The organism is Acetobacter farinalis, assembly GCF_011516935.1.
Lineage (GTDB): Bacteria > Pseudomonadota > Alphaproteobacteria > Acetobacterales > Acetobacteraceae > Acetobacter > Acetobacter farinalis.
In genome coordinates this window covers 1-24,764 of the sequence record NZ_WOTF01000005.1, presented here as the reverse complement: position 1 = coordinate 24,764, position 24,764 = coordinate 1, and the positions used below count along the sequence as shown (strand labels likewise).

Sequence of the window (24,764 nt, the reverse complement as noted above, 5' to 3'; positions counted from 1 at the left end):
ATTCCATCAAGCCTTCCCTCGTTCGTATGCTGGACATCAGCGCGTTGGGGAGGCTGCCGGTCGCAGTCCTTTTCCTTGCGTTCCGCAAGTCGATACCGATGCCGTGGTCTGGCTGTGTTCTCCCCACGGCTCCCAGCAGACACCGTACGTGTATGCCTGCATTCGGACCCCGCTGACTTACATCTCCAGCAGCGTCATCAGTATTCCGCCTGTTAAACCGTGTAGGCGGAGGCGACATTTCAGCCCTCGGATGCGGGTTAACCGGTTCGTATTCCTCAACCTTCCAACGCTTCAGCCTCGGGGACCATCTCGGCGTAACGGTTTCGCCTCAATCCCCTTTACCTGCGGGCTACGTCACCCTGCCAGTTGACAGCAGGTCACCGCCGCTTGGGCTCATGTTCCCCCACAGCAGGGAACAAGGCAGTACTTCTGTTCCTCCTTTCTCTTTTGCATTCCAGTCATACACGCCCCCAGACCATCCGGGGCGAGGCGCACCATACGTGAAATCCGAAACCCACAGTCTGTTGGGGGCTGGTGCATGAAACTGGCGCTGCACCAGATCCTGTGGACAGGGCCGTGCTGGCTCGGGCCGTGTGGTTCTGCCCCCCTGCCACGAATGACACCTTTAAGCCCCATCTGGCGCATCAGCCGTTCTACCGTGCAGCGGGCAACACTCCAGCCTTCACGTCTGAGCTGATGCCAGACCTTGCGTGCTCCGTAGACGCAGAAATTATCATTCCACACTCTACGGACTTCATGGCACAGTTCTTTGTCTTTCTGGCTACGCACACAGGGATTTTTCTGTCTCGTCCGATAAGCATAATAGACAGATGGTGCAATCGACAGAACCCTGCAGATTGACCCGACACCCTATGTCTGCCGGTGCTCCTCAATGAAGCGTGTCATGGCCTGAAGCGGCGGGCAAGTTCTCCTTCCGCAAAATATGCCGACGCCTTGCGCAGGATTTCATTGGCTTGCCGCAGTTCGCGGTTCTCTCGTTCCAGTTGCCTGATCTTCTCCCGATCAGGCAACTCACTCACCGCAGGCGCATTGGCCCGTTCATGCAGACGGGTCCGTTTTGACAGCGTGTCAGGATGAAATATCCAGCTTTGGCGCGATCATCATCACTGCGGACCAGCGTGATGGATGGTTCTTCTCTTCCTCCAGAACCATACGGGCTGCACGGTCACGAAATTCAGGTGGAAAACGCTTCGATTTGTTGTTCATGAATTCTTCTTACCTCTCGGGTCGTTCTGTCTCCACAAAACCCGGGGCAATTCATTTGAGGCAGGCCTGACACTCATTGTCGAAGGCCTGTCGTGCAGTCTGCAAAAATCCACGCCGACGAGCGCGTGACACAGCCCCCCTCCCCTTGTGACCGGACGCATCACGGTTTGGTGGCAGCCCTGTCATGCTGACCTGCCCGGCCATGCCAACTTATACGCATTTACTCTGTTTTTGCCACCTCTTCAGGGTACCCACCGAAGCGGTAGCGGCTTTGCCGCGTGATCATCCAGCCCGGATATTCCGGCGACAGGGCGCTCACAGCCTCCAGTGTGGCCAGATCCTCCGGCGAGAGTGTCACAGTGGTCGCCCCGATATTGTCCTGCAACTGCTTGGGTCTTTTCGCGCCGACAATCACGCTGGTCACCACCTTGCGGTGCAGCAGCCATGCGATGGCGATTTGGGCCACGCTCCGCCCGTGCGCGTCGGCAATCGGGCGCATGGCATCGATAACGGCGAAGGCCCGATCACGATCGACCGGAGGGAAATCGAAGCTGGCGCGGCGTCCATCACCGGAGATGGACGTGCCATCACGGTGATATTTGCCCGACAACAAACCACCTGCCAGCGGGCTCCAGACCATCAGTCCAACCTGTTCCTCATCCAGCATCGGGACGATCTCGCGCTCAAGATCACGCCCGGCGATGGTGTAATAGGCTTGCAGTGAACGGATCTTTGCCAGGTTCTTGCGCTCGGCAATACCCAGCGCCTTGCTGATCTGCCACGCCGCCCAGTTGGAGACACCGATATACCGGACATCCCCGGCCCGAACCAGCGTATCCAGCGCGTCCATGGTTTCCTCGATCGGGGTAAACGGATCAACTCCATGAATCTGGTAGAGATCGATATGGTCAAGCTGAAGCCGCTTCAGGCTGGCATGGCATTGCGCAATGATATGCGATCGAGAGGCACCGCGTGCGTTCGGCCCATCACCCATTGGCGCAAGCACCTTGGTGGCGACCACAACATCGTCACGCGCCACGCCGAGATTACGCAGGGCCTGCCCGGTCATCTGCTCTGAAAGCCCGTAAGAGTAGACATTCGCCGTATCAATAAAGTTGATCCCGGCCTCCAGTGCGCTGCGGACAAGAGCATCGGCCTCAGCCTGAACCAGCCCGCCAACCTGCCCCCAGACAGGCCCCTGCCCTCCAAAGGTCATGGTACCAAGGCAGAGTTCGGAAACCTGAAGACCGGTGCGGCCAAGCGGATTATATTTCATGAAACGAAACCCTCACGACAGAGACGAGCCGCATAACGCGGCAGGACCTCATGGTGGCCTCTGGCGTGCTCTGTGCGGTAGGAAAATCCCCTCGCATTCTTGCCCGATACTCTCAGAAACAGGCACGCTCCCTTGCGCATCCCGCTCCCTGCAGGCAGCCTGACGATGGAGGTTTCCCGATGTCTGCCATCAAGTCCCTGCGTGATCTTATCGGACGCCATGCGGCCGGGAGACGTGCACCAACAGCCGTACCCGGCCTCACGCTGTTCCGTTCCGAAAGTCGGTCGGTGCCGCTCAACTGCCTCTATCGCTCGCGGCTCTATCTGGTTGTTCAGGGCAGAAAGCGGGTCGAGCTGGGGCGTCACAGCTTCATCTATGATGACAGCCACTATCTGCTCACAACAGTTGATCTGCCTGTAAGCAGCGCCGTGATCGAAGCCGCCCCGGATCGGCCCTATCTGGCGCTCAGCATCGATTTTGACCAAGCGGTTCTGGCCGAGTTGCTCCTGTCCCTCCCCATGAACAGGGACACTCGGGTAGAGCAGGAAGCCGGCCTTGCCGTTGCCGCTCTGGACGAGGCACTGCTGGATTCCGTACGCCGCCTTGTCGCGCTGCTGGATACACCCGGTGATATTCCCGTTCTCGCCCCTCTGGTCCGGCAGGAAATCTATTATCGCCTGCTGACAGGGCCTCTCGGCGCCCGGCTTCGGGCCATTGCGGTGGCGGATAGCCACATGACCCGGATTGCCCGCGTCATGGCCTGGATGCGTGCGCATTATGCAGAGGATTTCGGGATTGATGCTCTGGCGCGCCTTGCCGGCATGAGCGCACCCTCTCTCTTCCGGCATTTCAAGGCGGTGGCGCTGATGAGCCCGATGCAGTACCGGACCTGCATCCGCTTACAGGAAGCACGACGCCGGCTGGTGGCGGACGGACGCGATGCGGCGGAAGCCGGTTTCGCGGTGGGGTATGACAGTCCCTCCCAGTTCAGCCGTGATTACCGGCGGATGTTCGGAGCCCCTCCGGCCCACGATGCAGCACGATTGCGGCGGGGCTCCCTGCTCCTTGTGCAGGCCGCCACAGAAGACATGGAAAGAATTTAAGGCTCCCTCCTCAAAGCTCTCCATTTCGTTCAGGCTCTCGTCAGAAAAACATGCTAAGCGCTGTCGATCTTGATGAGGACGAGTATGACCAAAGCCGCTTCCAATGCCGTGGGCACACCGCCCTATGACCCCGGCATGATCCTTCTGCATTGGGCGGCACACCTCGCCTCTTCTCTCACGGTCACTCCGGCTCTGGCAGCAGGCCTGTTTCGGCCTGCCATCATTCCCTCTCGCCTGCCTCTCTCCCCTCGCTTTCATCCGGAACAGGGGGGAGGCTCAAGGCACCGCGTTTCCGGGGTATCTGCTGCCTGCAGGACTGTTTCCGCCATGTGCGCAACTGTAGCGCGCCGCGCACACGTATCCGCAGCGCCTGTTTCCACCCACTCCGGATATTCCGCATGACGCGCTGCAAACGCCGCAAGCCGGCCCCACGACCGTCTCTCCCCGCTCTTCTGACGCTTGGCTGCCTTACCGCAGGCGGGATCGGTTCAGCCACGGCTCAGACAATCCACCACGATCAGAGCGGCGATGTCCGTGTGGATGCGGACTCTCCGGTTCTGGCGCGTCTCACCGTAGACACCGTCAAGGTCGAGGTGCAGCCGAAAACGATCGATGCACCGGGCGAAATCACGGCCGAACCCGCGCGCACCATTTCAATTCTGCCGCCCGTGGCGGGCCATATCGTCCGTCTGGACGTAGCCCCCGGCACCCGCGTCAAACGCGGGCAGTTTCTGGCCCAGATCGCATCGGGCGACATGGCGCAGGCCAGTTCGGACGAAGAAAAAGCCCGCACCGCCTTCACCCTCGCACGAGATCAATATGAACGCGCCCGCCATGTCGTCGGAGCGGGAGGCGGTGCGGTCAAGGATCTGGAAAGCGCCCGTGCCGCTTACGCACAGGCGCAGTCCGAACTGGACCGTGCGCGTGACCGCCTTGCCGCACTCGGCCATAGCGCGCAGGCCGATGCCCGCGCCAGTTCCCTTGTCACCCTGACCGCGCCGATCGACGGTGTGATTGATACCCTCTCGGTTGCGGCGGGCATGAACATCACAGATCCGACCGCCGTCATGATGACCCTGCTCGACACACGCGCTGTCTGGGTCACGGCCGATCTGGCGGAAGATCAGGCTCCCCTCGTTCAGGCCGGCATGACCGCCCGCGCCACGTTCCCCATTCTGCCCGGTCTTCAGGTGAGCGGCCCGATAGACGGCCTGCGCCCCTCCCTGCAGGCGGATACACGGCGGCGCACCGTTCATTTCGAAGTCCAGAACCCGAACGGTACACTGCTGCCCCATCTCTATGCCCATGTTGCCATCGCCGTGCCGCAGCCGCCGGAAATCACGATCCCGCAGACAGCAATCCTGATGAACAACGATGCGACCACAGTGTTCGTGGAAGTGCGCCCCCACGTCTTCCGCCGCAGAACGGTGGATATCGTCTATGACGACGGCGCGAACAGCCGCGTCCTGAACGGGCTGGCCGCAGGAGATCGGGTCGTGACCCAAGGTGCGGTGCTGTTGAACGATGATTAATAAATTTATCGGGCTGTGCCTGCGCCAGCGCCGCATTGTCTTCATGGTCATGGCGCTGCTGGCCTGTTTCGGCGCGCTGGCGTGGCGGGATATTGCCGTTGAGGCCTATCCGGACCTCGGCTCTGTCAATGTCATGATCACAACGCAGGTGGGCGGTCTGGCCGCCGCGGAAGTTGAGCAGCAGATCACCACGCCGCTGGAGCGACAACTGGCCAGTGTTCCCGGCCTGATCGACAGCCGCTCCAGCAGCACGTTCGGCCTCTCACTGATCACCCTGATCTTCCGTGATGGGACAGACGTCTATTTCGCCCGCCAGCGCGTGACCGAGCAGATTGCACAGGCCAATCTGCCGCCCAATGTCACTCCGGCTCTCGGGCCTGTCACCGGTCCTGCGGGCGAGATCTATCGCTACACGCTGCGCTCGGACAGCCTGAACCTGATGCAGTTGTCTGACATCCAGAACTGGGTCGTCATCCCCGCGTTGATGCAGATCCCGGGTGTGGCCTCGGTCAGCAATTTTGGTGGCTTCACCAAGGAATATCAGCTCGTGCTCGAACCGGATGCGCTGAACCGGTACAATATCGGGATCAATGATGTCCTGAACGCGCTGAAGAACAACAATATCAATGTCAGCGGAGATCGCGTCACACGCGGGGATCAGTCCTATATCGTGCGCGGGATCAACATGGTTCATACCCTCGCTGACATGGGTGATATCGGCGTGACCACGCATGACGGCCGGCCGGTGCTGATCCGTGATCTGGGCCAGATGCAGTTCGGGCATCAGGTCCGGCAGGGTATTCTGGGCAAGGACGGCAATCCGGATACGATTGAAGGCATCGTCGCCACGCTCACAGGCCAGAACCCTTCGCAGGTTCTGGCCGCCGTTCATGAGCGGGTGGATCTGCTGAACAGGCGTCTGGCGCGGCAGGGTGTACGGATCACGCCCTATATCGACCGCGACAAGCTGGTCCACGCAACCACCGACAAGGTGGCGCACACGGTGCTGGAAGGCATGGGGCTGGTCTTCGTCATTCTCGTGCTGTTTCTGGGGAGCCCCCGCAGCGCAATCGTTGCCGCTGTCACCATTCCGTTGTCTCTGGCCACCTTATTCGTGCTGATGACAGCCCTGCACATGCCAGCCAACCTCTTCTCGCTCGGTGCGATCGATTTCGGTGTGATTGTCGATGGTGCGATCGTGGTGACAGAAGCTATCCTGAGCCTGCGGGAGAGGCATCCTGACAGGACGCTGGTCCCCGGGGACATCCTTGAAATTACCGATACGATGGCACGCGCGATCTTCTTCGCGACCCTGATCATCATCATCGCCTATGGCCCGCTGTTCGCCTTTGATGGCGCATCGGGCAAACTGTTCCGGCCCATTGCCTTCACCGTCAGCTTCGCGCTGCTGGGGGCGCTGCTCTGCGCCATTACGCTGGTCCCGTCGCTCGCGTTTCTGGCGCTGCGCAAACCGCACCGCCTGTTCCATAATGCGCCGCTGGAATGGCTGCACCGGACCTATCACCGCATGCTGGCCTACAGCCTCAACCGGCCGTTTCTGGCCTATGCCGCGGGCATTGCCGCTTTCGCCCTGACAGTCTGGCTGGGCGCCAGCGCGGGGCGTGAGTTCCTGCCTGATCTTGATGAAGGCGCACTGTGGATTCAGGTTCAGCTTCCCTCCGGCCTCTCACTGGAGCGGGCTGGTGCCATAGCCGACGAAGTCCGCACGGCCATCCGCTCCTTCCCCGAAACCAGCTTTGCCGTCACGCAGCTCGGCCGCAGTGATTCAGGCACGGACCAGTGGACCCCCTCGCATATCGAAGCGCCGGTTGGCTTGCGCCCCTATGACAAATGGCCGCATGGCGAGACCAAGGCCCAGTTCGTCGCCCGTCTGCGCGCCCGTCTGGCACAGATCCCGGGCATCAGCTTCGGCATCAGCCAGCCGATTGCGGATAACATGAACGATCTCGTCGGCGGTGCGCATTCCCCACTGGTCCTGCGTATCTATGGGGATGATTTTCACGAGCTGCGGCGCATCGGCACACATATTGTGGAGATCATGCGTCAGGTGCCCGGCACGGCAGCCGCCTCGATTTTTCAGGAGCCCCCTACGCCTGAACTGGATGTGGTGGTGGACCGCAAGGAGGCCGCACGCTACGGGCTGGCCGGCGCGGATATTCTGGCAGTCGTCCAGAACATGATTGGGGATGCCCCCGTCTCGTCGGTTTATGCCGGAGACCGCGTCTATAATATGACCGTCCATATCCCGCGCGAGATCAACAGCAATCTCGACATTATCCGCCAACTCCCGCTGACAACGCCCTCCGGCGCGCGTATCCCGCTGGGTGTGGTCGCCCATGTCTCGCTCCAGACTGGTGAGGGCACGATCTCTCATGAGCGCAACCAGCGCCAGATCACGATCCGCCTTGATAACGGGCAGCGGCCACTCTCCCAGTATCTGGCCGATGCACAGGCCCGTATTGCGGCCCAGGTCCATTTCGACCCCTCCGCCTATAGTCTGGAATGGGCGGGCACGTTCGAGCAGGCACAGCGCGCCCAGTCTCGCCTGACCGTGGCGCTTGGCATCATGTTCGCCGTCATGCTGGTGCTGCTGTTCTGCCAGTTTGGTGCCATGCGCCAGGCGGTGCTGGTGCTGGCCGTGGTGCCGATGGCAACACTCGGCGGACTGGTCGCGCTGCATGCGCGTGGCGAGACACTGAATATCGCAACCGCCGTGGGCTTCATCGCCCTGTTCGGTGTCGCGATCCAGAACGGCATCATCATGGTCTCGAACTTCAACCGCCTGCGCGCCGAGGGCGAACCCCTGCGGACAGCCGTGCTGGAGGGCGCAAGCCAGCGCTTCCGGCCAGTCCTGATGACAGCCACCGTGGCCAGCGTGGGCATGCTGCCGGCAGCCCTCGCAACCGGCATCGGCACCGATGTCCAGCGCGGACTGGCGACTGTGGTGGTCGGTGGGCTGGGCATTGCCACGGCGCTGACCCTGTTCGTTCTCCCGACCTATTATTACGAGCTGGAAAAACGGCTGGCGCGCCGTGCGCCCAAGGAGAAATCATCATGACGCGCCGCCGCACCACGCCCCGGCTGGGCAGCCGCGTTACGGCCACCGGTTTCGCCATGATCACGCTGGCTGGCTGCGCCGTTGGTCCTGATTACCATCGCCCGGCCCTGCCGGTGAACAACCGCTATGCCGCCACGCCCCTGCCGACCCAGACCGCCGGGGCCGAGGGCGTGGCAGGCGCCGCGCAATCCTTCCGGCCGGGGCAGGACATCCCGACCCAATGGTGGGAACTCTTCCACTGCCCGGCTTTGAACACGCTGATAGCCCACGCAATCACGCATAGCCCGAGCCTTGAGTCCGCGCATCAGGCCCTGCTGTCGGCACAGGAGGGCGTGGCGGCACAGAAAGGAGCGCTCTGGCCGAATATCAGCGCCTCCTTCAACCCGACACGCAACAAGATCTCTCAGGGCATGGGGGTGCAGGGGTTCAACAGCTACCTCTATAATCTGCACACCCTGCAACTGAATATTTCCTATCTGCCGGATGTCTGGGGCTCCATCCGCCGGCAGATCGAGGCCAGCGATGCACAGCGCGCACTGGCGCGCTACCAGCTTGATGCCGCTTATCTGTCCCTGACCAGCAATCTGGTGAATGCCGCCATCCAGTATGCCGCCATTCAGGGGCAGATCGAAGCGACCGAAGGCGTGATTGCTTCAGCGCGCGCCATTCTCGACATCAATGAACAGCAGAAACACTTTGGAGACATGGGCGAGCGGGACGTAACTCCCCAGCGGGTGCTGCTGGCACAGGCCGAACAGAGCCTGCCGCCCCTGCGCCAGCAGTTGGCCGCCCAGCATGACCTGATTGACGCCCTGACGGGAGACGGCTCGGATGTGCCAACACCGGATTTCCATCTTGCTGATTTCCATCTGCCAACGGAGCTGCCAGTCTCCCTGCCACTCAAGCTGATAGACCAGCGCCCGGACATCCGTGCGGCAGAAGAAAGCCTGCATGCCGCAAGTGCCCAGATCGGGGTTTCAATCGCCAACCGCCTCCCCTCGCTTGATCTTGTCGCAACACCGGGGTTGGCAGCCAACCACTTCAGCCAGTTTGCGACACCCGGATACGGAACATGGACACTGGCGGCGATGATCACGCAGCCGCTTTTCGATGGGTTCACATTGCTGCACCGGGAGCGGGCCGCCCGGAATACCTACAAGATGGCAATCGAGGACTATCGGAATGCGATCGTGCTCGCCATACAGAATGTCTCGGATGCGCTTCACGCCATCAGCAATGATGCGGACACACTGGTTGCCGCCGCGAAAGCTGAAGAAGAAGCAAGAAAGAATCTTGATTTCGCACGTATCGGTAATCGATATGGAGACGAAAGTCGGGTCCTGCTGCTCACGGCCCAGCAGGCCGAAATGCAGACACGCCTGACCCTTGTGCAGTCCCAGGCTGGCCGCCTGTCCGATACGGTCGGCTTGTTTCAGGCACTCGGAGGGGGATGGTGGAACAGCAAGACGCCTCCTGAAGGAGCGGCCCCCAGCCCGAAGCCATAAAGATTTGCCTCCTGATGAGCAGCCCATAAACAAGGCTGCTGTCTTCGGCGGAACGCTATCCGGGCATAGTGCGGCTCAATGCCGGTGGTATGAGCCGTTCATGCCTTGCCGCAGGAGGGCGTGACACACCCTTCAAGGCCACCTGCTTCAGAGAACACCCGATACCGCACCTGAGCTATGAAGGGGCCATTTGTACTTTCCGATAGCGGACAGGTGACATCCCCAACAGGTGCGTGAAGGCCTTCGCAAACGCACTGAGCGATGCATAGCCAACCCCGGCCGCCACGTCCGTCACACGCTGCCCTTCCGCCAGAAGGGTCGCAGCGTGGAAGAGCCGGGCCTGCGTTATCCAGTCCTGCCATGTCATGCCGGTTTCATCCTGAAAATGGCGGCGAAAGCTGCGTTCCGACATCCCGGCCTGCTTCAACGCCTGCATCAGGCTGGCATGTGCCGGATTGGCAAGGGCAGCCTCCATGGCCCGTGCCACCGAAGGATGTGTAGCCCTTGGCAACGTGAAAAGCCGGCCGGATTTTGCCTCCATCTGCTCCAGACACAAAAGCCCAAGAGTATGAAAGAAACTCCGGGCAACGGGGGCCTGCTCCGCCGGACCTGCCGGCCAACGGAGGGTGTGAAAGAGCATCGCCCCTACCATGGCAGATACCGGGAATGTCTGGATATGCGCCGCAGCGCCAGCGGCAAAATGCACCGGATCAAAATAGACGGACACACCATCCAGATTACGGATCATGGTCCGGTGGCGTGTTCCAGCCGGGATCCAGAGAGCATGCGCGGTTGGCAGTAGATACCAGCCCTCCGGCCCTTCAACCTGTGTCGTGCCACGCCTTGCGTAGGTGATCTGATGGCACGGATGCTCGTGCCAGTCATAGAAAAGCGGCGTGGACGGATTACGGAAGGCAAAACCGGGATTCCCCCGCTCATCAAGCCCGTTCCCGGCAAGGACACTCTGCGTCTCGCTGGCTGTAAGGTTTTTCATTGGCCGATATCCGCTTGTTTTTGGCCGTATGGCGTTAGCCGGCCAACTCTCCGGTCTTTATCCTGACCCCACACGGAAAGGAAAGACGATGTCCGATATGCCCATGCCCCACAATGCCCGGATCGTTGCGCAGTTCACGCGCTGGGCCAGGCCTTTTGCAGAACTGCCCATTCATGCCGAAGCGGACAGCATGGCGCAGACACGCGATGCCTGTGCCCTAACCGCTGGCATGACGGTGCTGGATGTGGCCTGCGGTCCGGGCATTGTGGCCTGTGAACTGGCCCGGACCGGTGCGCATGTCACAGGGATCGACCTGACGCCCGCCATGATCGAACAGGCGCGCCTGCGTGCTGACAGACTGAATGTGAGCGTGGAATTTCATACTGGCGATGCGCTGCATCTGCCGTTTGAGAACGCGTGCTTTGACAGGGTTGTGACACGCTACAGCTTTCACCACATGCAGGCCCCCGGAAAGGCACTGGCGGAAATGGTGCGTGTCTGCCGTCCGGGTGGGCGGGTTATCGTGATTGATGCCACCCCGGCCCCGGAATGCCAGAAAGCCTATGATCATGCGGAAACCCTGCGTGACCCTTCGCATACCAGCGCGCTGACACTGCCGCAGCTTCTCTCACTGGGGGATGAGGCGGGGCTGCGCCCTTTGCTGACACAGCAGTACCGTCTGGAATCCCGCCTGATAGATCAGGTCGCCCCGGAAGACCGGGTTGCCCTGAACGCCCTGTTCGCAGAAGATATTGCAAGCGGACAGGATCGTCTGGGAGTGGGCGCATGGAACGCTGAAGACGGCATCCATTTCTACTTCCCTATCTCTATTGTGGCGTGGAGCAACGGTCTGTGACCTTGCTCAACGCCTCCCTCATTCTCCTGCTGGCATGCGCGTGAGCATCCCTTGCTCTTCCGCTCAGAGCCGCGCCGCTTTCCCTGTCTCGGACCACCGTCGGCTTGTTCAATCTGGCTGACGGGGCTCGAAAAACCGGGACGCGTATTATGGAGGCAATCCTTCCCGGTCTTTCAAAAACGTGCCACCCGCACGAGGCACAAACAGCGTCCGATTAAGGTCAGTACCTCCTGTTTCACCTAAACGGAATTACCCGGAGCGGCCATCGCGCGTTCAGCAATCTGCGCAAGAGTTGTGGAGGCATAGTGCGCGCGTAACGTTTCTTCCGCTGCGGCATGAGCCGCTTCCAGCACCGCGTTCGACGCGCGTTCAACAGGGCATGTGGGATGATCATGAGAAACAGGAGCCGCCAATATGTCTCCGTCACTCAGGGCTCTTTGAACATCCAGCACGGAGAGTTCATCCAGCTTTTTCAGGAGTTTCCAGCCGCCGCCACGGCCGCCCTCTGAGTCAACAATGCCATGCTCACGCAACAGCCCCAGTGTACGCCGCACAACCACAGGGTTGGTGTTGAGCATCTGCCCGATCCTTTCAGAGGTCTCCTTTCCTCCGAGCAGGGCCATATGCACCAGAACATGGAGCATCCGCGCCAGACGGCCATCGCTTCTCATTGCGTCCTTTTCCAAAACTTTTACTGTTGCGCTATCTTGACGATCTTTCTTTCTGTAACATATAAAGTTTCACGCAGAAAGAAACTGTCACGCTGCGCCGCGATTTTTCATCCCTTCTGGCCGTCACGTCGCTTCAAAACCGGCTGTCCGACTGGGTAAGGAGGCATTCATGGTTGCAAGAGTCATTCAAACAGGAACGATCACGACCAGCTACCTTGATGAAGGTACCGGGCCGCTGATCCTCCTTTGTCACGGCTTTCCTGAAACCAAACACTCCTGGCGGCATCAGGTTCAGGGCCTTGCCGCAGCCGGGTATCGCGCGGTCGCGCCTGATATGCGCGGTTATGGCCAGACGGATGCCCCCGAGCGCACGGACCAGTATACCGTCTTTCATTGTGTAGGAGATCTGATCGCCCTGCTCGACGCGCTTGGGGAGGAAAAGGCGGTACTCGTGGGCAATGACTGGGGCGCCACCATCGCATGGCAAGCCGCAGTGATGCGCCCGGACCGTTTCCGGGCAATGGCGGCTCTGAGCGTTCCCATGATGGGCTTACCACCGGTACCGCCTTCAAAAATCTTTCCGCAGACGAAAGACGCTCTCTTTTACACGCTGTATTTTCAGGAACCGGGGCTGGCCGACGCGGAATTCAACCGAAACCCTGCGGCCACGCTGAAGAAAATTCTCTATGCAGCCAGCGGAAATGCCGGCCCGAGAAAAACTGGTGATGGCACACCCAATCCATTCGGAATGGTTGAACGCAGCACAGGCTTACTGGCAAGCCTGCCTGAACCTGCACATTTACCCTCATGGCTTTCCGAGGCGGACTTCGAGACCCTCACGAGGGACTTCCAAGCCTCCGGCTTTACTGGAGGGCTGAATTATTACCGTAATCTCGACCGGAACTGGGAACTCCAGCATGCCACGGCAGGCCAGAAAGTGACTGTTCCCGCACTGTTCATGACCGGCGAGCGCGACACAGGCCTGAGTATTCCCGGCATGGATCACATCATCGCAGACATGCCAAGCCTTGTTCCAGACCTGCGCGGCTCGCACAGAGTGGCCGGTGCCGGCCACTGGCTCCAGCAGGAAAAACCTTCAGAGGTTACCGCGCTATTACTCAATTTTCTCAGGCAGATCTCATGAGAGCCCGGTCAGCCAGCACTCTCTGAATTCCCGATAACGGCCCGATAGGCCACCAGCAGAAGAATTGCCCCGACGATCGACGCCAGAAATCCAGCCGCCTGCCCTTCCCGATAAAGATGCAGTGCCCGCCCTATATAGCCGGCAACAACAGAGCCCGCGATGCCCAGCAGGATCGTAACAATAAAGCCCCCGGGATCACGCCCCGGCATCAGCAGCTTCGCAACTGCTCCGATAATCAATCCGATGAAAATCGTATAAAGAAGATGCATTTCGTGCTCCTGATCATGCTTCATTCCAAGACATAGCAGACATGCACATAGCCGTCATGCATCAATGTCAGCCGTCGCGCTTTCATCATAAATCCCCTGATGGAGACGTACGCCCCCGCTATGAAGAGGAGGACGAGATGAGGGTGGCTTATCCTCCTGCAACCGCCGCGCGGCAACCACTGGAGGGAGCCCTGCCCGCGCCTGTTCGGGCGGGACAGGACACCAGTGCAAAGAGCAAGAGTCAGAACGTCACCTTGCTCTCTCACGAAAATCAGGCGGCAGTCTGATCCTTGATCGTCGCCTCAGGCGCAGTCTTCTTCACCGCCTCAATCCCATGATCGCGCGCCTGCTCGCTCGCATAAAGCTGGCTTGAGCCGATAATCTCGCCATTACGTGCTTTCAGGTTGAAATGCGGCTTGCCAGACGTCGAGACTTTCCGTTCATAGCGGGCATCGTCCGGCGCATTCGTCTTCACTGATTCAATACCGTGAACAGCGCTGGCATGCTGCTTGTAGCCTTCGCTGACAAGAATAATCTCCCCATTGGCCGCCTTCAGATGAAAGCGGAACTCACCAGCCTTATCCTTGTAGATCTCGAAATGTGCAGCCATTCGACTAAACTCCCAGATTGGAACATGATATATCGCTACAGCCTGCACTGATGCCAGACTTTGAGACAGAATGATCCGTAACAATGGCAGGACTGTGGTGCGACATCTCCGCCCCGACGGTAAACCCAAAGCAATCTTCAAGTAAACTTGGCTTACTCTTTCGGAGCAGCCTTTCTCATCTGAAGCCGCACCCGTTGGGTGTCCTTTTCGGCGGGCTTGCTTCCGCTTGCAGCCCGGACAGAAACGTATAATGCCCGTGGTCCAGATAGCGGACGGTCCGTCATGGCACTGAAGTCATCATCTCCCCGGAGCATATGCCGCGTGGGGGGCGAACCGCCCGGAAGCAAACGTGCTCCCGGGCGGTTCAGGTCTTGCCAGCCACTATAAGGCTTTATGGGCTGAGCAACGCGTTCAAGGCGCCGCCATACCGTGGCGCTGCGCCGTCTTCGTCAGTTGCCAGCACTGGCCGGGGCACTCGCAGGGGTACTGGCCGCGGTGCTGGCCGGAGCATTATCCGACCACATATCGCGGTGGATTTTCCATTCTCCCCCCTGTTTGAGCATGACAATCGTTTGTTTGCCCTGCTCGATAACGTGGCCTTTACCGTCGAGCATCTCCAGGTGAGAGATGCTGGTCGCGGTGTTACCTCCCCCATAATAGATCTCGTAATGATCAAATCTGGCTCCCCCGACCACGTTTGGCTGCAGGCTCTTTTCGAAATAGGCCAGAATGGCCGCCCGCCCGGAAACCGGATTTTCATTAGGGGGAAGCAGTTTCGCGTCATCTGTGTAGAGCCGCGAAATCGCCTTGAGATCTCCCTTGGCGAGATCAGCCGCAAACCGCTCGGTCACAGCTTTAACTGCGGTCTCATCGGGTGAATGCGACACAGCGGCAAAGGCTGGCGCACAATGCAGGGCGAGAGCCGCTGAAGCCCCCAGAAAACAGGAGAGCGCTTTTGTTCTTGTCATGATAAATCTTTCTGCGTTGAGCCTCTGCGGGCAAAATCGGGTCCGTACTTCAAAGCTGCGAACAGCCACCATCAACAACCAGTTCAGTCCCGACCACGTATTGAGCCTCATCACTCGCCAGGTAGAGGACTGCGGCAGCAATCTCCTCGGCGCGGCCCATACGCCCCACAGGCACACTCCGGGCGAACTGTGCTTTGAAATCTTCCACCTCAGCTTCGGACATGCCGAGTTTGCTCAGGAGCGGTGTTTCGATGCCGCCGGGGGCCACTGCATTCACACGGATTTTGCGATCAAGCAGTTCGTAAGACCAGCTCCGCGCGAAGGAACGCACTGCCGCTTTGGCAGCGGCAACCAGCGACAAACTATGTTTGCCAGTCTGATCGATGAACGAAGTCGTCAGGATGACAGATGCCCCCTCACGCAGCACGGGCAAAGCAGCCTGCATCGTAAACACGGCCCCCTTGACGCTGATATCCATGATCTCGTCGTACTGGTGTTCGTTAATCGACGGCAGCGGCGTTGGCATGACGTATCCCGCGTTCACAAACAGAATGTCGAGCCCGCCAAAAGCCTGCTGAACTGTGGTCGCAACGGATTGCATCGCTTCCAAAGAGCGCACGTCAGCAGCAAGAACCAGAGCGTCGCCGCCAAGTTCCGCACGCACATCGGCAAACCGGGATTCATCGCGGCCCGTGACAGCAACACGAGCCCCTTCCTTGATGAAGCGCTTTGCCGTGGCCAGCCCGATGCCGCTCGTACCGCCCGTGATGAGTGCTGTTTTTCCCGAAAGTCTCATAGCGGAATCCTCAATATTAAAGAGACGCAACAGGCGCCCCTGCCGTTCGTGTCGATCCTAGCAAAACAGAAAATGTCTTAAAGGACGTATTTCCCTTAAATAAAGACACCACCACTCAAACCGAACTCGTGGCGCAAAGCGAGGGAATTACGTCCTTTAGGAACACCGCACGTGGAACTAGGTATCAGGACTGTCCGGCAACCAACCCCGCGCGGCGGGATAGCTTAGGAGAGCGCTATGTCTGGAATTTTCGATGAAACGATCCGGGAAAACCTGAGTGAGAAAGGTCGTGCACGGCGGCAGGCCATGCTGATTGGCGGCGCAGCACTTGCCACGACTGCCGCAGTCAGCTTTCTCCCGGGAGTTGCGCACGCAACAACACGCGCTGGAGCCGAGAAACCAATCGACTTTCTGTTCGTGATCTACCCGAATGGAACACTTCTCGATTTCGCCGGCCCCAATGAAATCCTCTCACGTATTCCCAACACGCGGGTTCGGTTCGCCAGCCCTGCTGGCGGTCCTGTCACTCTGGAGAAAGGCATCGTGTTCGGTCCGACGGAGAAACTTTCTGACATAGACAAGGTCGATGTCATCTGCATTCCCGGTGCCTTAAACCTTTCCGCAATGATGAAACCGGAAATCCTTGCACATATCAGGAAGCTGTCCGAAAGCGCCCAATATGTCACCTCAGTCTGTACGGGCTCACTCATTCTTGGCGCTGCTGGAGTTCTGAAAGGGAAGCGAAGCGCTTGTCACTGGGCGTTCCTGAACGTGCTTAAAGAATACGGGGCCATTCCGGATTCTGCCCGTATCGTGAAGGATGGTCGCTTCATGAGTGGCGGTGGTGTTACCGCAGGCATTGATTTCGGCGTAGCGATAGCCGCAGAACTTCGCGGTGCACAGGCTGCACAGCAGGTGCAGCTTCTTGTTCAGTATGACCCGCAACCGCCGTTCCGTTCGGGCAATCCGGCAGATGCACCCGAAAACGTTCGGGAAGCAGTTTATAAAATGCTGCCTGGTTCCAAAGATGGGCTGATGCGTCCGATCATTTAGTGCGCCAGCCACGTTCTCGAAGGTCTGAGTTTTGAATAAATGCTGCATATCTGAAGAAAAATATGATCTCTTTAGTATGTAAAAGCACTTTTCATAACCAGATCACGATTACCTCATCACGCCTCTCGCCGTGATGAACGGCTAGAATGCTCATCGTTCGCCTCATGTTTGTCAAAAAACTTATGACACGCATGGGGCAAACGATACCAGGGAGCCATTCCACGCCATGCCGCCTGCGAATTCCTTTGAGGGCTATACATCCTTTAACCCTCCCGGAAAGTTATTCCCCCTTTTTTGAAATATTCAAGCAGACTGAGATCGAACAATGAACATGAAATCAATTTTCGCAGCTTTCGCCATCCTCCCTGTCTCTTCAGCGATTGCTGGGGCACCGATTGCGGCCTATGCAGCAGGTCCTTCTCGCTCTACGGAAGTCGCTATCAAAGCAGAAAACGACCGTTGGGCAGAGGCCTTCAAACGAGGCGACTATGAGGCCATCGGTCATCTCTACACTGAAGATGGCACATTACTGCAACCTGGTGGCAAGCGCGTTAAAGGTGCGGCAGCAATCACGCAGTATTTCACTGCCGGTTATGCAGGAAAGGAACCTGATACAGTGTCCTTCAGTAACTTTGAATTTTACGGCAATAATGAAGTCGTCACCGAGGTATCGGACTCACTTGTCAGAAGCCATGACGGACAACTAAAGTCACGCGGCAAACAAATGCTCCTTTTCATTAAGCAGGGCAACACGTGGAAGCTGCATCGCGATATCTGGAACGACGATGGCCCATTGAAATCGGATGACCGCTAATCCGGCACCGTTAATTTCAGGCACCACATGCAGAAAAATGCGTTTGTCGTTTACGCACATCAAATCTGCACGCCGTGGGCTTTAGCAGGGTTGCTTGCGACAACCCTGCGAACCACCCCTGAAAATATCTGACTATTCACGGAAACATGAGTTCACGCAGCAGGAGAGAGTGTATCTCGATCAGCCGCCCAGCCACCATGAAAGCCAAACGGCACCCGGACCGGCAGCCGTATGGTGGCTAGCGGTTCACCTGCGAAATCCTGAGCATCCAGAATGACAACATCGCTCAGATTTCTGCTGGCATCGTAAACGTAAGACATGATCCAGCCCTCATCCTCAGCAACAGCGTCAGGCTTTTGCACGAAGATTGGCTCCAGAGTCATACGGTCCGTACCATAGTCATGTATCTCCGTTGTACCACGCAGCATGTCGTGCTTCATTGCCGGTCCAAAACGCACATTACGCCCCCAATGGGCTGTGTAGCTGAAACGGTAAGGCTGGCCGCCATACAGTCCATTGATCCGCGGAAATTCAGTCCCATGGTCGTCAAGAGCGGTCTCGCTTAACCGACCGGAACGTCGGTTAAGCGTCCATCGAACCAGAGTGGGAATGCCCTCGTTTGGTCCATTATGATCGTGATCGAACATGCGCGGATGACGTGCGACGTCAATGATGGTCGCATCACCATCGTCATAAGCGTTAACAAAGTGAAAAACAAAACAGCGCGGCGCTTCAAACCATTGAATGTTCGCCCCATCTCCGTTGCGTGGCAAAAGCCCGATCCGTGCATCCCGGCGCTCATCCCAAAGCCATGGAAATCCGGCCTGAGACCGTTCAGGCTGAAATGTGACCGGCAGATCGGGTATAATTATGAATGAGGCCGTAAACGCCATATCGTGAATCAGCGGATTATGCGGCAGGTCGATCCGCGCTTTGGTCGTGGCACGACCATTATGGTCGAGCGAAATATAGCGGACAGGCTGCCCAGGCTGATACGCTAGAGCATGCTGCTCACCCGTAATCGGATCAATCTTCGGATGTCCGGTAAAACCAGCCTCAAGTGTTCCGTTGAAATCCGTACGCGCGACACTTTCCAACTCATAGGTCAGCTCAACCGGCAGGCTCCCTGCCTCCACAACAGCATAAAGCTTTCTGCCAACACTGGTAAAATTCGTATTCACACTTCCGTCACGCCTCCCCTCACCCGGCCCGCTGAGAGGTTGACATTTCAGAGCGGCAACCACCGCCGCATCTTTGACGTAACGGCTGCGATACCACTCTGCCTTGCCGTCACGCAGACGCAGACCATGCGCCATCCCTGAACCTGAGAACCAGTGATAGCGTGCAGGGTCTGGAGGCGTGGCAGGATTGGGACCAATCCGAAGCAGACGGCCGCTTAACGCATCGGGAATGCGCCCGATCACCTCCAGATTGAACGCAGTGGTTTCAACCGCCACGGGACCAAAATTATCAGCCAGATAGGGTGCTCCTGCACGCATGGGTCCGGGCGTTTTCGGAAGCAGAGTCATAAGCGTCTCCAATGTGATGCCATATCACTTTGGCTTTTATTGATCTGCTGTCAATTTAAATGTTATAGAGCATCACATGAAACGCGATGCAGAACCAAACCAGCCTGAACGCCGCAAAAACTATCATCATGGCGACTTACGGAAGGAACTGCTTGATGCGGCCCGGGCGGAAATATCCGCTCACGGGGCTCAAAACCTTTCAATGGCATCACTGGCACGCCGGGCGGGTGTGGCGCAGTCAGCACCATATCGTCACTTCACGGACCGCGAGGATCTCCTCTCAGCCGTTGCAACCAATGGGTTCGAGCAGTTTACCAAGGTTCTTCTCGAAGCCGCATCAAGCGGGGACGAAGCAAATGCGATTAAGCGGATGGCATCCGCCTACCTTGCTTTTGGGGTAGAAAATGTGGAGCTTTACCGCCTTATGTTTGCATCCGGTCTGGTGCCGGAGGCCACACCAGACAGCGCACTTGCACACGCGGCGCGCGCAAGCTTTCAGCCGCTTCTTGACCGCGTAACAGCGTCCAGCCCGGAAACATCGCTCACACGCGCCCATGCCGTGTGGGGCCAGCTCCATGGCCTGGTCATGCTGAAAGCTGATGGGTTTATCGCCGACTCACTCGACACGCTGATGAACGCTCTCTCCTTTTAAGGAGGCCGCACTAAGGCATGCCCTCCCCGAGAATGGGCACGCATTCCAGAACGCTGCCAGCCGCCCGCCCTGACTAGCTCTTTCTGGTATTATTCCTTCGTCGCACCGCCGTGTCCCTGCTGTATGGCGTACACAGCATTCTCCTGACGACCGGCGCGCCTTACTGCTTGCGGGGGATGGCCGTGCAATTTGACAAAGGCACGGCGCATACGCTCAGGGTCCGAAAAACCAACGGCTTTTGCGATCTGTTCAATCGGCTCCGACCCGCCTTGCAAACGCGAACAGGCGGCCTCAACACGCAGGCGCTCAACCGCCTTGGCTGGCGTTTCACCGGTCTGACGCCTGAAAGCCCGTCCAAATTGACGAACACTTAATCTGGCTGCTTCCGCAAGCCGCTCGATCGGTAGCGGTTCCACCAGATGATCACGGGCGAAGGCCAGCGCCATACGGATCCGGTCTGAGTCCGGTTCCATCTGCGACATGGCTGAGAACTGCGACTGCCCGCCAGAGCGGCGATAAGGAACAACAAGCTCACGCGCAACCTCACGCGCAATATTAATCCCGAAGTCGGTTTCGATGAGTGCGAGCGCCAGATCAATCCCCGCCGTGATGCCGGCGGAGGTCCAGATATTGTCGTCCACAACGAAGATACGATCCGCCTCGACCCTGATCAGAGGGTATCGTTGCTGAAGTTCCGGTGCGAGCCGCCAGTGAGTTGTTGCGCGATGACCATCCAGAAGTCCTGCCGCTGCCAGAAGAAACGCGCCCGTGCAAACACTCGCGATGCGGGCAGTACGTGCAGCCAGATCCTTTGCCGCCGCAATGGCCGCAGGATTTTGAAAAGCGTCGATTTCGCCGCCAATAAAAATCACCGTATCAAACTGCTGGGTGCGGAAGGACTGAGTATGAATGGAAACTCCGGAACTCCCGACAACAACACCTCCACTCTCGGAAATCACCGTCAGGCGATAGGCACCCCCTTCAACAAAGCCATTCGCCTCTTCAAATGCACCCAGCGGCCCCGCAAGATCGAGGACACGGTGGTCAAGACAGACAAAGAATCCAATATGATGCATAGCCCGAATTTAAGGGAAATACGCATTTTTTGCCATAACTCTTTTCATGGACACAGGCTGAGCCCGGAAAAATATGTCATGCCCGGCCACAAGAAGGCGTCACCCCACGTGCACAAAAAGCGCATACTCTGGAGACGTTGGGCAAATATGGCAGCACTGTCTGAAACACCATCACAGAGCTGGTCCCCATTTTTCGGACAGGGCGATAAGCTCTCGTCCGGCCTGAACGAGGACGGGTTTTATGGGTAAGGTTACGCGCCAGAGGTATGGGGCGGCGATCTACCAGAAGCCACGCACGAGTGTGCCCCATCCGGAGCATCGGAAATACCCCTATCTGCTGCGGGATATGGTCATCGACCGACCCAATCAGGTCTGGTGTTCCGATAACACGTATATCCTCATGGAACGGGGATTTCTCTACCTCGTGGCGATCATGAACTGGGCAACCCGGAGGTTTTCAACACGGACCAGGGTTCACAATTCACGATGCCCCGGTTCACGGAGGTGCTGGAAGCGCGTCATATCCGCATCAGCATGGACGGGCGCGGTCGCTGGCCCTACCACGTGTTCATCGAACGTCTGTTGCGGTCGCTGAAATACGAATGCGTCTATCTGCGCGCGTTCAAGACCGGATCGGAGCTACGGGCGGGGCTCAAGGCATGGATTGCCCACTACAACGGGCAGCGTCCGCACTCGGCACTGGCTGGACGAACGGGTCCACCTCTTTCGCTCGAAGAACCATCCGCGGTTGCTCGCGTTTAGACCTTACTGACACACAAGGAGGTAGCGGCTGAAGCAGGCAGACTTTGGCGAAAACCAGAATCGTATAACCGGACAGAGAAGGGCTTGAACTATGGAAAACGTGATTGAACGCATTGACCCGCAATTGCGAGCGGCAGCTGAGAAGATTGAGTCGGCCGTCGCAGGAATAGTCTGGTCTGATCAGACCCTACCTGCCATACGCGCAATGCTTGCAGCAATGAACCCCGCTGAGCCGTTGCCCGACGTGATGGTGGAAGAACGCATGGTTCCGGTTGGAGGCGATAACCCTGACGTCAAAATTTTTATCATCAACGCTGCCGATGGCCAAAAACGCCCTGGGATCCTCCATTCCCATGGCGGCGGCACCATAGCAGGCAGTGCGTATCTCTCGGTCCCGCGGTTGCAAAAACTCGCTCGAGATGAGGGCTGGGTCATTGTGACTGTTGAGTATCGACTGTCGCCGGAGACACCCTACAAGGGTGTAATCGAGGATCATTACGCCGCACTACGCTGGATGCACGCAAACGCTTCGGAGCTAGGGCTCAACCCGGACAAAATCGCGGTGATGGGTGAAAGCGCAGGTGGCGGCAATGCAGCACGACTTGCGCTGACAGCGCGCGATCGCAAGGAGGTCCCCCTTGCCGCCCAGATCCTGATTTATCCTATGCTCGATGATCGTACAGGAAGCACGGTTAAGGTTCCTGACTTTATCGGCGCCATCCTTTGGACGCCCCAGGCGAACCAATACGGCTGGTCATCTTTTCTTGGAATGCCGGCAGGAAGCGATGATACGCCCCCCGAGGCGGTTCCTTCACGACAAACGGATTTATCAGGCCTTCCACCAACATTCATCGGGGTCGGCGCGCTTGATCTCTTCGTCTTCGAAGATACAGAGTATGCACGGCGGCTGATCGAGGCTGGCGTGCCTACCAAGCTGCTCGTTTCGCCCGGCGCCTATCACGGCTTCGACCAGTTGGCGCCTGATGCGGACATCTCAAAAGAATTTGCCGCAGTACAAATGAGCGCATTGAGGAGCGCGTTCAAATAACATCGCCCTGGACCCGGGCCGGAGCTTACAGCTTATCCGGCCCTGTGTTCAGCCAAGTGAGGCACGAGCTTATGTGACGGACCACAGCGGAGATCGTCGTGACACACTCAATAAAAAAGCGCGCAACCGTTTGGCTGCACGCCCCGTCGGAAGGCCCTCCCAATTCATGGACGGATCAAACCACACTGTCAGATATCCACGTTTCTTCAGCGCTGCATTATAGAAGGACCAGTTCGTCGTTCGGTAGCGCGTGGGTTTCGGCTTGCATGACAATCAGCTAAAATACAGGACTCAATCACGGAATTCCAGGCCGGTATTGGCGTAGCAAAGTCCTGCCTGCACTTAACCTTCTCACTGAAATCAATAAGCTCCCTCCCCACGCCAAACGGATCGCTTAATTATTCAGGCCATGTCCGCCTACGCCTTCTTTGCGGTCGGCGGAGCGGATTCCTACGCGTCCTCGAAGCAGACATGGCTCAAGGTGTGCGGAGAATAGTCTTTGCCAATCCCGAGTTTTGCACGCCACGCTGCCGAGCGCTTTGCAGGATTGAACTGAACCACATCGACACCACGCAGCCAAAGGCGGAAATTGTCTCTGAGCCCGTCCTCAAGCAGCGTATCCATCATCGATTGACATGGCACATAGACTTCACGGCAGACCCCGTAAAAACGGCGCAGATAGGATGCCATCAGGCCTTTCAGGGCGGCGACATACCAATAATGCCCAAGCTGGGCTTCGTAGCGTGTGTGGTAGGAGGCAACCAGAGGGATGTTCCATCGCTTGGCCGCGCGCCAGGCGCTGAACCCGATAAGATCCGGGGCGACCGCAACATGGATCAGGTCAGGCTTGAAGGCGCGCAGTGTCTCGAGCGCTTTGGGCGTCAGGCCGGAAGCCAGGCGATATTCCGGACGACGGGGCAGCGGTATTGAGGGAATGGGCACAAGTGTACCGTGATGCGAAAAAGCCGGATGCTTCCCAACCGGTGCAAACACCAGTACCTCAATGCCCTGCCGCTCGAGATAGTCGACCAACCGGTTGAGTGTAAGCGCCACGCCGTCCTTGATGTAGTTGTAGGAACTTGCGACGATCGCAATGCGAAGAGGTGCATGCTCAATCTCGGGGGTAGGCGTAGTAACGTCGTCCTGGTCTCTATCGAGACGATAACTTTTGAGCACGCGAAGGGGGCCTTAACCTGCATGCCGAGCTTCTTCAGATGGTCAGGGAATCCTGATCAACTGATCAACCGGGCAAATTGTTTACGCTATCAGCCATGTAAGCAAAATTCTCTCTATGTTAAGTGACAAAATGGATACGCACCCCACAGGCTCATTTTTTGGATGCATTTCTGTTTCTTTCAACGCGCGGTGGGAAACGTGACCTCCTGCCGCAGAAACATTATCAAATTTTATCCCAGCTTCGATGTCAGACTTGTGCCAGAGTTATGTCACCAAAAACACACTGGTAATCCCCCCGTAAAAAGAGTGGCTTTTGAATGAGAATTTTCTCAGCGTAATAATGAGAAGATTTTGATGAAGAGTGATCGCTTTACTGACGCCCAGATCATGGGCGTGATCCGCCAGGCCGAGGGTGGCGTCTCGGTTCCTGATCTGTGTCGGGAACATGGGATCAGCAATGCCACGTTTTACCGATGGTGTGCGAAATATGGCGGCATGGATGCCGCAATGATCAGTCAAATGAAGGTTCTGGAAGAAGAGAACCGTCGGCTGAAGCGGATGTATGCGGATCTGAGTATGCAGACGGATATTCTGAAGGAAGCTCTGGAAAAAAAATGAATCGGC

At 58.0% G+C, this 24,764-nt stretch carries 22 protein-coding genes, 4 pseudogenes and 1 other annotated feature; of the genes and pseudogenes, 13 read left to right on the top strand and 13 right to left on the bottom strand.

All coding sequences use genetic code 11. The features are described from left to right. Positions 1-460 precede the first annotated feature (460 nt). From GOB82_RS13660 to GOB82_RS07085, 3 genes and pseudogenes are all read right to left on the bottom strand, one after another. Positions 461-786 (bottom strand): annotated as a pseudogene (locus GOB82_RS13660) (IS3 family transposase); the annotation flags it as partial. Between the two features lie 45 nt (positions 787-831). Then, positions 832-948 (bottom strand) — a sequence feature (AL1L pseudoknot). 141 nt (positions 949-1,089) lie between these two features. After that, positions 1,090-1,227, bottom strand: coding sequence for a hypothetical protein (locus tag GOB82_RS07090; protein WP_166121563.1), 138 nt, complete (start codon positions 1,225-1,227; stop codon positions 1,090-1,092). A 220-nt stretch (positions 1,228-1,447) separates the two neighbouring features. After that, positions 1,448-2,503: an aldo/keto reductase gene (locus tag GOB82_RS07085; RefSeq protein WP_166121561.1), complete on the bottom strand. Its 1,056-nt coding sequence runs from the start codon at positions 2,501-2,503 to the stop codon at positions 1,448-1,450. A gap of 179 nt (positions 2,504-2,682) precedes the next feature. Here GOB82_RS07085 and GOB82_RS07080 point away from each other — a divergent pair, with 179 nt between their 5' ends. The 5 genes from GOB82_RS07080 to GOB82_RS07060 all read left to right on the top strand — a co-directional run bounded on the left by GOB82_RS07080 (position 2,683) and on the right by GOB82_RS07060 (position 9,722). Next, positions 2,683-3,606 (top strand): AraC family transcriptional regulator, encoded by a 924-nt coding sequence (locus tag GOB82_RS07080; RefSeq protein ID WP_166121559.1) that lies wholly within the window; start codon positions 2,683-2,685, stop codon positions 3,604-3,606. Positions 3,607-3,690: 84 nt separating this feature from the next. After that, on the top strand, positions 3,691-4,008 hold the full coding sequence (locus GOB82_RS07075; protein WP_166121557.1) for a hypothetical protein: 318 nt from the start codon (positions 3,691-3,693) through the stop codon (positions 4,006-4,008). Next, a complete protein-coding gene (locus tag GOB82_RS07070) occupies positions 4,005-5,138 on the top strand; it encodes an efflux RND transporter periplasmic adaptor subunit (RefSeq protein WP_166121555.1) in 1,134 nt (377 codons plus the stop codon). Before GOB82_RS07075 ends, GOB82_RS07070 begins: the two co-directional genes overlap by 4 nt. Then, complete coding sequence (locus GOB82_RS07065) at positions 5,131-8,217, top strand: efflux RND transporter permease subunit (protein ID WP_166121553.1); 3,087 nt, start codon at positions 5,131-5,133, stop codon at positions 8,215-8,217. The genes GOB82_RS07070 and GOB82_RS07065 overlap by 8 nt, the downstream gene beginning before the upstream one ends. Then, positions 8,214-9,722 (top strand): efflux transporter outer membrane subunit, encoded by a 1,509-nt coding sequence (locus GOB82_RS07060; RefSeq protein WP_198911958.1) that lies wholly within the window; start codon positions 8,214-8,216, stop codon positions 9,720-9,722. Before GOB82_RS07065 ends, GOB82_RS07060 begins: the two co-directional genes overlap by 4 nt. Before the next feature lie 175 nt (positions 9,723-9,897). Here GOB82_RS07060 and GOB82_RS07055 read toward each other — a convergent pair whose 3' ends face one another. After that, positions 9,898-10,716, bottom strand: a complete 819-nt coding sequence (locus GOB82_RS07055; RefSeq protein ID WP_166121551.1) for an AraC family transcriptional regulator — start codon at positions 10,714-10,716, stop codon at positions 9,898-9,900. An 88-nt stretch (positions 10,717-10,804) separates the two neighbouring features. Here GOB82_RS07055 and GOB82_RS07050 point away from each other — a divergent pair, with 88 nt between their 5' ends. Next, on the top strand, positions 10,805-11,572 hold the full coding sequence (locus tag GOB82_RS07050; protein ID WP_166121549.1) for a class I SAM-dependent methyltransferase: 768 nt from the start codon (positions 10,805-10,807) through the stop codon (positions 11,570-11,572). 239 nt (positions 11,573-11,811) lie between these two features. Here the strand turns inward: GOB82_RS07050 and GOB82_RS07045 are convergent, their stop codons facing one another. Continuing rightward, positions 11,812-12,243 carry an Rrf2 family transcriptional regulator gene (locus GOB82_RS07045; RefSeq protein ID WP_166121547.1) on the bottom strand — a complete coding sequence of 144 codons (432 nt, stop codon included), beginning with the start codon at positions 12,241-12,243 and terminating at the stop codon, positions 11,812-11,814. A gap of 169 nt (positions 12,244-12,412) precedes the next feature. Here GOB82_RS07045 and GOB82_RS07040 point away from each other — a divergent pair, with 169 nt between their 5' ends. Continuing rightward, entirely contained in the window at positions 12,413-13,387 is a 975-nt protein-coding gene (locus GOB82_RS07040) for an alpha/beta fold hydrolase (protein WP_166121545.1), read from the top strand. Positions 13,388-13,395: 8 nt separating this feature from the next. Here the strand turns inward: GOB82_RS07040 and GOB82_RS07035 are convergent, their stop codons facing one another. The 4 genes from GOB82_RS07035 to GOB82_RS07020 form a co-directional block, all read right to left on the bottom strand. Beyond that, a complete protein-coding gene (locus GOB82_RS07035) occupies positions 13,396-13,656 on the bottom strand; it encodes a GlsB/YeaQ/YmgE family stress response membrane protein (RefSeq protein WP_166121543.1) in 261 nt (86 codons plus the stop codon). Between the two features lie 271 nt (positions 13,657-13,927). Continuing rightward, positions 13,928-14,266: a YegP family protein gene (locus GOB82_RS07030; RefSeq protein ID WP_166121541.1), complete on the bottom strand. Its 339-nt coding sequence runs from the start codon at positions 14,264-14,266 to the stop codon at positions 13,928-13,930. A gap of 449 nt (positions 14,267-14,715) precedes the next feature. Then, entirely contained in the window at positions 14,716-15,234 is a 519-nt protein-coding gene (locus GOB82_RS07025; RefSeq protein ID WP_166121539.1) for a YybH family protein, read from the bottom strand. 49 nt (positions 15,235-15,283) lie between these two features. Continuing rightward, positions 15,284-16,030, bottom strand: a complete 747-nt coding sequence (locus GOB82_RS07020) for an SDR family oxidoreductase (protein WP_166121537.1) — start codon at positions 16,028-16,030, stop codon at positions 15,284-15,286. Between the two features lie 306 nt (positions 16,031-16,336). On the opposite strand from GOB82_RS07020, the gene GOB82_RS07015 reads away from it, so the two are divergent. Together GOB82_RS07015 and GOB82_RS07010 are read left to right on the top strand one after the other, a co-directional pair. Beyond that, positions 16,337-17,083 carry a DJ-1/PfpI family protein gene (locus tag GOB82_RS07015; protein ID WP_242007249.1) on the top strand — a complete coding sequence of 249 codons (747 nt, stop codon included), beginning with the start codon at positions 16,337-16,339 and terminating at the stop codon, positions 17,081-17,083. 325 nt (positions 17,084-17,408) lie between these two features. Further along, a complete protein-coding gene (locus GOB82_RS07010) occupies positions 17,409-17,897 on the top strand; it encodes a YybH family protein (protein ID WP_198911957.1) in 489 nt (162 codons plus the stop codon). A gap of 152 nt (positions 17,898-18,049) precedes the next feature. Here GOB82_RS07010 and GOB82_RS07005 read toward each other — a convergent pair whose 3' ends face one another. After that, positions 18,050-19,426 (bottom strand): carotenoid oxygenase family protein, encoded by a 1,377-nt coding sequence (locus GOB82_RS07005; RefSeq protein ID WP_166121533.1) that lies wholly within the window; start codon positions 19,424-19,426, stop codon positions 18,050-18,052. Positions 19,427-19,502: 76 nt separating this feature from the next. Between GOB82_RS07005 and GOB82_RS07000 the strand changes: the two genes are divergently transcribed. Further along, a complete protein-coding gene (locus GOB82_RS07000; protein ID WP_166121531.1) occupies positions 19,503-20,078 on the top strand; it encodes a TetR/AcrR family transcriptional regulator in 576 nt (191 codons plus the stop codon). Between the two features lie 89 nt (positions 20,079-20,167). Here GOB82_RS07000 and GOB82_RS06995 read toward each other — a convergent pair whose 3' ends face one another. After that, positions 20,168-21,154, bottom strand: a complete 987-nt coding sequence (locus tag GOB82_RS06995; protein ID WP_166121529.1) for a GlxA family transcriptional regulator — start codon at positions 21,152-21,154, stop codon at positions 20,168-20,170. Between the two features lie 274 nt (positions 21,155-21,428). Here GOB82_RS06995 and GOB82_RS06990 point away from each other — a divergent pair. Further along, positions 21,429-21,916: pseudogene (locus GOB82_RS06990) on the top strand (integrase core domain-containing protein); the annotation flags it as partial. A gap of 91 nt (positions 21,917-22,007) precedes the next feature. After that, positions 22,008-22,964: an alpha/beta hydrolase gene (locus GOB82_RS06985; protein ID WP_166121527.1), complete on the top strand. Its 957-nt coding sequence runs from the start codon at positions 22,008-22,010 to the stop codon at positions 22,962-22,964. A gap of 129 nt (positions 22,965-23,093) precedes the next feature. On the opposite strand, the pseudogene GOB82_RS06980 reads toward GOB82_RS06985, so the two are convergent. Together GOB82_RS06980 and GOB82_RS06975 are read right to left on the bottom strand one after the other, a co-directional pair. Continuing rightward, positions 23,094-23,237, bottom strand: a pseudogene (locus GOB82_RS06980) (IS5/IS1182 family transposase); the annotation flags it as partial. A gap of 177 nt (positions 23,238-23,414) precedes the next feature. Next, complete coding sequence (locus GOB82_RS06975) at positions 23,415-24,017, bottom strand: glycosyltransferase (RefSeq protein ID WP_166121525.1); 603 nt, start codon at positions 24,015-24,017, stop codon at positions 23,415-23,417. 477 nt (positions 24,018-24,494) lie between these two features. Here GOB82_RS06975 and GOB82_RS06970 point away from each other — a divergent pair. Next, positions 24,495-24,755: pseudogene (locus GOB82_RS06970) on the top strand (transposase); the annotation flags it as partial. Between the last annotated feature and the right edge of the window lie 9 nt (positions 24,756-24,764).

Coding starts and splice junctions, on each gene's coding strand:
- GOB82_RS07010 (WP_198911957.1), top strand. CDS start 17,409: ATGAACATGAAATCAATTTTCGCAGCTTTCGCCATCCTCCCTGTCTCT.
- GOB82_RS07090 (WP_166121563.1), bottom strand. CDS start 1,227: ATGAACAACAAATCGAAGCGTTTTCCACCTGAATTTCGTGACCGTGCA.
- GOB82_RS07050 (WP_166121549.1), top strand. CDS start 10,805: ATGTCCGATATGCCCATGCCCCACAATGCCCGGATCGTTGCGCAGTTC.
- GOB82_RS07065 (WP_166121553.1), top strand. CDS start 5,131: ATGATTAATAAATTTATCGGGCTGTGCCTGCGCCAGCGCCGCATTGTC.
- GOB82_RS07040 (WP_166121545.1), top strand. CDS start 12,413: ATGGTTGCAAGAGTCATTCAAACAGGAACGATCACGACCAGCTACCTT.
- GOB82_RS07060 (WP_198911958.1), top strand. CDS start 8,214: ATGACGCGCCGCCGCACCACGCCCCGGCTGGGCAGCCGCGTTACGGCC.
- GOB82_RS07070 (WP_166121555.1), top strand. CDS start 4,005: ATGACGCGCTGCAAACGCCGCAAGCCGGCCCCACGACCGTCTCTCCCC.
- GOB82_RS06985 (WP_166121527.1), top strand. CDS start 22,008: ATGGAAAACGTGATTGAACGCATTGACCCGCAATTGCGAGCGGCAGCT.
- GOB82_RS07005 (WP_166121533.1), bottom strand. CDS start 19,426: ATGACTCTGCTTCCGAAAACGCCCGGACCCATGCGTGCAGGAGCACCC.
- GOB82_RS07025 (WP_166121539.1), bottom strand. CDS start 15,234: ATGACAAGAACAAAAGCGCTCTCCTGTTTTCTGGGGGCTTCAGCGGCT.
- GOB82_RS07080 (WP_166121559.1), top strand. CDS start 2,683: ATGTCTGCCATCAAGTCCCTGCGTGATCTTATCGGACGCCATGCGGCC.
- GOB82_RS07085 (WP_166121561.1), bottom strand. CDS start 2,503: ATGAAATATAATCCGCTTGGCCGCACCGGTCTTCAGGTTTCCGAACTC.
- GOB82_RS07035 (WP_166121543.1), bottom strand. CDS start 13,656: ATGCATCTTCTTTATACGATTTTCATCGGATTGATTATCGGAGCAGTT.
- GOB82_RS07015 (WP_242007249.1), top strand. CDS start 16,337: ATGCTGATTGGCGGCGCAGCACTTGCCACGACTGCCGCAGTCAGCTTT.
- GOB82_RS07045 (WP_166121547.1), bottom strand. CDS start 12,243: ATGAGAAGCGATGGCCGTCTGGCGCGGATGCTCCATGTTCTGGTGCAT.
- GOB82_RS07030 (WP_166121541.1), bottom strand. CDS start 14,266: ATGGCTGCACATTTCGAGATCTACAAGGATAAGGCTGGTGAGTTCCGC.
- GOB82_RS07000 (WP_166121531.1), top strand. CDS start 19,503: ATGAAACGCGATGCAGAACCAAACCAGCCTGAACGCCGCAAAAACTAT.
- GOB82_RS07020 (WP_166121537.1), bottom strand. CDS start 16,030: ATGAGACTTTCGGGAAAAACAGCACTCATCACGGGCGGTACGAGCGGC.
- GOB82_RS07055 (WP_166121551.1), bottom strand. CDS start 10,716: ATGAAAAACCTTACAGCCAGCGAGACGCAGAGTGTCCTTGCCGGGAAC.
- GOB82_RS06995 (WP_166121529.1), bottom strand. CDS start 21,154: ATGCATCATATTGGATTCTTTGTCTGTCTTGACCACCGTGTCCTCGAT.
- GOB82_RS07075 (WP_166121557.1), top strand. CDS start 3,691: ATGACCAAAGCCGCTTCCAATGCCGTGGGCACACCGCCCTATGACCCC.